At 74.9% G+C, this 7,077-nt stretch carries 6 protein-coding genes and 1 tRNA gene; all 7 read right to left on the minus strand.

Annotation, left to right across the window (positions count from 1 at the left end):
- Window positions 1–27 precede the first annotated feature (27 nt).
- Window positions 28–1,656 (minus strand): DNA polymerase Y family protein, encoded by a 1,629-nt coding sequence (locus DEJ00_RS11870; protein ID WP_111057475.1) that lies wholly within the window; start codon window positions 1,654–1,656, stop codon window positions 28–30.
- Window positions 1,653–2,522 carry a hypothetical protein gene (locus tag DEJ00_RS11875; RefSeq protein ID WP_051596529.1) on the minus strand — a complete coding sequence of 290 codons (870 nt, stop codon included), beginning with the start codon at window positions 2,520–2,522 and terminating at the stop codon, window positions 1,653–1,655. Before DEJ00_RS11875 ends, DEJ00_RS11870 begins: the two co-directional genes overlap by 4 nt.
- Window positions 2,523–2,568: 46 nt before the next feature.
- Window positions 2,569–4,086: an anthranilate synthase component I family protein gene (locus DEJ00_RS11880; RefSeq protein ID WP_111057476.1), complete on the minus strand. Its 1,518-nt coding sequence runs from the start codon at window positions 4,084–4,086 to the stop codon at window positions 2,569–2,571.
- Complete coding sequence (locus DEJ00_RS11885) at window positions 4,065–4,988, minus strand: aldose 1-epimerase family protein (protein WP_111057477.1); 924 nt, start codon at window positions 4,986–4,988, stop codon at window positions 4,065–4,067. Before DEJ00_RS11885 ends, DEJ00_RS11880 begins: the two co-directional genes overlap by 22 nt.
- Window positions 4,989–5,067: 79 nt before the next feature.
- Window positions 5,068–5,140: transfer RNA gene (locus DEJ00_RS11890), tRNA-Ala, on the minus strand.
- A 108-nt stretch (window positions 5,141–5,248) separates the two neighbouring features.
- Window positions 5,249–5,623 carry a ribosome silencing factor gene (gene rsfS / locus DEJ00_RS11895; protein WP_027464721.1) on the minus strand — a complete coding sequence of 125 codons (375 nt, stop codon included), beginning with the start codon at window positions 5,621–5,623 and terminating at the stop codon, window positions 5,249–5,251.
- 132 nt (window positions 5,624–5,755) lie between these two features.
- Window positions 5,756–7,077, minus strand: a 1,322-nt coding sequence (locus tag DEJ00_RS18545) for a hypothetical protein (RefSeq protein ID WP_181440166.1), incomplete at its 5' end; no start/stop codon positions are given.

Below are 7,077 nucleotides of genomic sequence, written 5' to 3' on the forward strand. Positions count from 1 at the left end.
CGCTCCTGTCGGTGGTGGTGGTCGGGGTCACGTCGCGATCGCCTCGGCCCACCAGCGGTGGTCCGCCAGCACCAGGTACCAGGCACGCCCCTCGGCGTCGACGAGCTGCAGCCGGTGCAGGCGTCGACCGCCGGACTCCCACCACCGGACGACGAGCGGCCACGGGCCCGCCCAGGCCGTCACGGCCGAGAAGCCGCCGCCCCGGTCGCCCTCGGCACGGAACCGTTCGGGTGCGCCGGACAGCACGCCGCGCTCGTCGACGTCGACACTCGCACCACCGACGGCGACGACGTCGACCGGTCGGGGGCGCTCGAGCACGGTGGCGGGGGGCGGGCCGGGCAGCTTGCCGGGCCACGGGCGGTCGCGGACGGTCGCCAGGGCTCGCTCACCGCCGGCGGGTGCGTCGCCCCACGGCACGAGCACCACGCGCTCGGACAGGGTGCGGCCCCCACCGATGCGCGGACTGACCACACCGTCGTGGCCGACCATGCCCTGGATCCGGGCGAGGCCGTGGTGCACGCGCTCGTCCGGGCCGGAGCCCCACAGCCCGCGCTCGTGGTTCGCCATGTCGTCGACGGCGACCGGCTCGAGCACGACCGAGGTGACCGGCGCCTCGAGCCCGCTGGGGTCCACCCCGCCGGCGAGCTGCCACCGCACCCGGTCGACCACGTCGGCAGCGTCGAACCAGCGCGGGTGCGCCCAGGTCCGTTCGAGCAGGATGTCGCGCTCGTCGATGATCCCCACGCGGATGGTCGTCGCCACGAGCCCCGCGGCCCGGAGTCGGTCGGCGAAGTCGTCGGCGGAACGCCGGAACGCGAACGCGATCTGGTCGGCACGGTCCAGCGGGGGTTCGAACGACGCCTCGACCCGGAGTTCCGGCGGGATCTCCCGCGCCGCGATCTCGCGGGGGTCGCGGCCCCCGGCCAATCGGTGCAGGAACGCCCCGGCCACGCCGAAGCGGTCCCGCACCTGTTCGTCGCCGAGTGCCGCGAAGTCGCCGAGCGTGGTGATGCCGAGCCGGTCGAGCACCGTCGTGAGGTCGGGGTCGCCGAGCACACCGAGCGGCAGGTGCGCGAGGAAGTCCGCCGATCCCCCGACGGGCACGAGCCGCACCCGTTCACCGGGGCGCACCGGACGGGCCCGGGCGGCCTGGTCCGCCGCGAACGGGGTGTCGGCCACCCCGGCCCGCACCGCGGGGGCGCCGTGGTCGGCCGCGATGCCGGCAAGGGTCGCCGCCGCCGCGCGCTCACCGCCGTAGTACCGGGCCGGGCCGCGGGCGCGGAGCGCGAGGGTGCCCGGCCGCAGCACCTCGACCCCGGGGACCGCCGCCTCGACCGCACGGATGACGGGCTCGAAGGCGCGGTGGTCGAGGGCGTCGTCGTAGGGCTGCACGAGGAGCTCGGGGCACCGTGCCTGGGCCTCACGCACACGGAGTCCCCGCACGACACCCTGCTCACGCGCGGACGCGGAGCTCGCGAACACGAGCCCCTTGGCGGTCAGGGCGAGGGGCTGCTCCGGCGGGGTGCCACCGGCCCGAGCCGCCGCGATGACCGGCCAGTCCGGGCACCAGAGCACGATCGTCCGGGTCGGGGGTGGTTCGGGCAGTGCCGCCCCACGCGTGATCGCGTCGGTCCGGACGCGCCCGGACGCGATCACGACGCCACCGCCACGGGCCGCAGCACGCGGGTGTCCCCGGAGCCCACCGTCGGCACCGGTGTGGCGGCCCGGACCGCACCGTCGGCCGCGGGCAGGAGCAGCTCGGCGGTCGCCGGACGCACCGCGCCGGCACGCCCGGTCGCGGTCACGGTGGCCCGGCGCTCCGTCAGGTGGCCGTGGCCCTGACCGATGCCGCTCCACGTCGAGGACGTGACCCGCAGCGTGACGTCCGCCCCGGGCCAGGAGCCGAGCGCGACGAGTGCGCCACCGCGCTGTCGCAGCCGAGCCGACAGCCGTGCCACGTCGCCCGGCACGACCCGGCCGAGTGGTCGGGTGAGGACGATCTGGGCGACGTCGGCCATCGCCGCCGTCACGGCGAGCCACTGGTCACCGGGATCGGGGACGAGGACGAGCCGTTCGAGGTCGATCCCCGCGGCGGCGGCGGCTTCGATCCCGAAGGACGGCACCCCGACGACCGCACACCACGCCCCGGCAGCCGAGGCCGCCTGCAGCATCGTGATCGCGAGCAGCACCGACTCGGGGACGGCGTAGGTGCCACCGACCCGGATCGCGCCGCCGGGCAGCAGGGGTTCGAGCGCCGGGGCCGTGGGGAGCCCGGCGGTGTCGACCCGGGTGGACTCCATGTCGGCCACCCGGGACCGCAGGGACGTGATGCGGTCGAGCGCGGCCCGGGCATCGCTCAGGTGGTCCGGTCCACGGCGCGCACCGCCACCGCCCGCACCGCTGCCACCGCGTGCAGCACCGCTCCGCCCGCCCCGGTCCGGGGTGGGCGACCGGAGTGCCGCCGCCGTCTGCATGCCCTCATATTCGAACATGTGTTCGATGATGTCAATCGCGTCCGACATCCGTGGACAGTCCTGGTCGAACACGTGTTCGGATCAGGGCGTCAGCTCACCAGCTGGCGACCGACCCGACTCCGCCGAGCACCGACCGCGTCTTGGTCTCGACCTCGTCCGCCTCGTCCGCGGGCACCGACGACCAGGTCACCGCTCCCCCGGCTCCGAGGGTCCGGGAACGCACCGCACCCGACTCGTCGAGCACGGTCACGAGGCTACGGATCGCCACCGACAGGTCGACCGCCCCGCTCGCCGAGAAGTACCCGATCGCGCCCGAGTACACCCCGCGCGGCGCCCCCTCGAGCCGGTCCGCGATCGCCGTGGCACTGCTCTTCGGCGCCCCGGTCATCGACCCCGGCGGGAACGCCGCGTGCACCACGTCGGCCCGCGACGTCTCCGGCGGCAGCACCGCCCCGATCGTCGAGACCAGCTGGTGCACGCTGGCGTACGTCTCGACGGCGCACAGCCGCTCGACGTGCACCGACCCCGGCACCGCGGTCCGCAGCAGGTCGTTCCGCAGCAGGTCGACGATCATCACGTTCTCGGCGCGGTCCTTCGGGCTCGCCGCCAGGTCGTCCCGCGCGGCCGCGTCCGCCACCGCGTCGGCGAGCCGCCGCCGGGTGCCCTTGATCGGCTCCGCGAGCACCGCTCCGGCCGCGTCGATCCGCAGGAACCGCTCCGGTGACCGGCTCGCCACGCGCAGCGGGCCGAGCCGCAGGAACGCACCGAACGGGACGGGGTCGGACGCCCGCATCCGCAGGTACTCGCCCAGGTGCGGGTCCGTACCGGGGCCGCCACGGGCCTCCTGACCGACCGCGAAGGCGGTGGTGAGGCAGACCTGGAACGCGTTCCCCTCGCGGATCTCCGCGCGGCACACGTCGACCGCCCGCTCGTAGGCGGCACGCGTCACGCGTCCGGTCGCCGTGGACACCCCGGCCGGGAGGCCCGTGGCCGCGTCCACGACGCCGACCGACGTCGCGGGGGTGGGCACCTCCTCGAGCCACGAGCGGTTCCGCGCGCTGGCCGCCGGTTCCGCGTCGGCGACGAGCGCGAGCGCCCAGGCGCCACCGGTGTGGTCGACGACGACGGCTCGGTCGACGAACCGCAGTTCGGCGTCGGCGTGCCCGTCGGCGGTGCGGTCCGGGCCACCGGACTCGCGGCCGAGCTCGTAGCCGAGGAACCCGACCCAGCCCAGCGCGAACCCGCACCCGACGACCGGCTCGGGCAGGCTGGGCGTGCGTCGGAGCAGGTCCGCCAGCACCGCGAAGGCCGGACGCTCCTCGGATCGGGCGGGCCCGAACCACTCCTGGGCGGGCGGGGCGACCGTCAGGTGCGCGCGACGGTCCTGGTGCCGGAACCGGGCGGCGAACGGCCCGTCCGTCCACGCCAGCACGGACCAGCGGGCCCGGGGCCGAGCCGTGGCGGGAGCACCGTCGGGCAGGCCGGAGTCGAGCCACACCAGGTCCCCGGCGACCTGCGCCGCCAGGGCCGCGAGGTCGGGGACCGGGTCGAGTCGGCGGACCTCGACGCGGACGCCGGGGTCGGGGGTGCTCAGATCGCGGCGATCGTCCATGCGGCGGCGTGCGAGGCACCGGGCGCGAGCACCACGAGGCCGCGGTCCTCACCGTCGTTGAAGGCGTCCGGGGCGCACGTCATCGGCTCGACGGCGAGACCGGCGCGGTGGTACTCGGGGACGACGTGGTCGGCGGTGTGCACCTGGGCCCAGCCGCACTCCGGCCCGAAGGTCGCACGGACCCCGTGACCGTCCGCCGCCGTGACCGCGATGGTGGCGAGGCCGGCGGGGTCACGGTCGAAGCCGGTGAAGGCGTGGTCGATGAACCGGTCGCCGATCAGCGTGGGCGTGCGCAGGTCGAACTCGTCGTGCACGGGGACCAGGTCCGTCGGGACGAGCCGGTCCGGCGTCACCTCGAGCACCTGGGCGGCGGGGAGCGTCAGGGTCCAGTCGTCGACGGTGCTGGCACCCGCGACGAGGTAGGGGTGCGGGCCGGTCCCCCACGGCGCGTCCTCGGCGCCGGTGTTCGTCCCGGTGATCGTGGTGTGCAGCCCCTCGGCGTCGAGCCGGTACTCCACGGTGACCTCGACGCGGTACGGGTAGCCCTGCTGCGCCTGCACGGTCGTGGCGAGCACCACGCGGTCGTCCGCCTGCTCCTGCACGCGGAAGTCCGTCCACGCGACGAGTCCGTGCAGGGCGTGGTGCCGTGCGGGCTCGGTGAGGGCCAGCTCGTGGTCGACGCCGCCGAAGGAGTACTCGCCGTCGACGATCCGGTTCGGCCACGGGGCCAGGACGGCACCGCGGAAGACCGGGCGGACCTCGTCGGCGTCGAACGGGACGACCAGGTCTCGGCCCTCGTGCCGCAGGGTCCGCAGTGTCGCTCCGACGGTGGCGATGTCGGCCGTGTACCCGGCGGAGGCGATCGTCAGCGGGGACCCGGACAGCGGCGCGTCGTTGCTCATGCGCTCAGCGTATCGGGCCGCCGAGGCCTGACGGGCGCACGAAAAACCCCGCCGTTCCGAGGAACGACGGGGTTGAGGGTGGATCTGAGGGGACTCGAACCCCTGACCCCCTGCATGCCATGCAGGTGCGCTACCAGCTGCGCCACAGACCCAGATCGTGTTGCTTTCGTACCAACCGGTTCCCCGGAGGCACCATAGAAGCGTACACCATGCGAACGCCGGGCGACGAAATCGAAGCCGTCACCCGGGCGCGTCGCTGATCAGGCGGTGTGGTCCACCGGGAGCTCGAGCGGGATCGTCGGGCAGTCGGCCCAGAGACGCTCGAGCGAGTAGTACTGGCGGTCTTCGTCGTGGAAGACGTGCACGATGATCTCGCCGAAGTCGATGAGGACCCAGCGACCCTCGGTACGGCCTTCGCGGCGGAGCGTCTTGGCACCGAGCTCGAGGAGGCGTTCTTCGACGGCATCGGCGATGGACTGCACGTTGCGCTCGTTCCGACCGGTTGCGAGCAGGAACACGTCCGTGAGCTGCAACGGCCCGGTCACGTCGAGAGCGACGAGGTCCTCGGCCTGCTTGGCGTCGGCCGCGAGTGCTGCGGCCTGCACGAGTTCCAGTGCGCGAGTGGAGGCGGTCACGGATTCCTTCCGGTCGTCGAACCGACGGACAGCCGGTTCGCTTGATGGGTCACGATCATAAGCCACCCCGCCGACAGCGGCCAGGCCAGGGTCGGCGGGGTGGTGGAGAACGGACGTCGGGGACGGCAGCGGTCAGCCGCCGAACGCGTGGGTGGTGAGCAGTGCGGTGATGATGACACCGGCCGCAGCCAGTCCGACCGCGCCGACCGTGACACCGAGGATCAGCGGCGTGCGCGACTCCTTCGGCTTGGCGGCGGCGAGCACGACCTGGCGGGTCGAGGTGTGGCTGGACACCGCGCGGCTGGCCCGGACCGGGCTGGCGTCGGTGTCGGGCTGCTCGTCCTGCTGCTCGAGCAGGCGGTCGACCTCGGCGCCGTCGATCGGCCGGTGCGACCCCGTCGACGACAGCGATGCCGGCAGGTCGATCGACCCCGTCAGGATCACCTCGCCCGTCGCGTTCAGGGCGCCGGTGGGGTCGGCCAGGGCCGAGTTCGGCAGGATGATCGCGTTCGTGTTCGTCACCGCGACGCGACGGGTGCCGGTCTCGGCGTCGTGCACCTCGGAGTCGTTCGAGTCGTGCGCCTGCTGGGACCAGTGGCCGGCGGGCGGCGCGAAGGCCGTGGTCACCGGCTTCGGCTCGGTCGGACGCTGGAACGCGGCGGGGACCTTCGGGGCCTCGGTCGCGGGCTCGGGCAGCGGCACCTCGTTGGTGTCGTCGTCCTCGGCGTCGAGCGAGAGCGGGAACACCGCGGGGGTCGCTGCGGCGGTGTTCGTCGGGATCGGCACCGGCGTGACGGCGGGCTGCGACCCGGCAGCGGGAGCGGGTGCGTCCTCGGACGGCTCGTCCGCCGGGGCGACGTCGGTCGTCTCGTCCGCAGGGGCGTCGTTCACCGGCGCATCCGACTCGGGGACGTCGGTCGCCGGCGTGTCGGAATCGGTGACGTCGGCGGGCGGCGACCACGTCGACCGGTGGCGGCGGGGCTCCTCGGCGTGCGCGGCGGCTTCGTCGAGGGGCTCGAGCGCGTCCGGGGAACCGTCGGCCTCGGTGGCCTGGGCGACCGCGGCCTGGTCGAGGACCGTCGGGGCAGCGGGCTGCTCGTCGTGCGCGGCCTCGGCGTCCGGAGCACTCTGCGGCCCGGCGGTGGGGTCGATCGTGTCCACCGACCCGAGGACGTCCTCGACGGTGCGGTCGGACGACTGGGGCGTGGGGTCCTGCAGCGGGACCGGCTGCACCGCCTGGCGCTCGGCGGCGCGGAGCTGCCGGATCTGCCGACGGGTGAGCCCACCGCTGCCGGGGACGATCTCGGTCGCGGAAGCAGGCGGGAACGGCGGCACACCGGCCGCGGGCGCCGACGCCGGGACGGACGGGGCAGACGCCGGAGCGGTCTGCGCCGACGCCGGCGCGGACGACTGGGCGGGGCCACCGGGGGCCGGGGCGACGTGCGACCCGGGGC

The sequence above is a fragment of the Curtobacterium sp. MCLR17_039 genome (assembly GCF_003234745.1).
Taxonomy (GTDB): domain Bacteria; phylum Actinomycetota; class Actinomycetes; order Actinomycetales; family Microbacteriaceae; genus Curtobacterium; species Curtobacterium flaccumfaciens.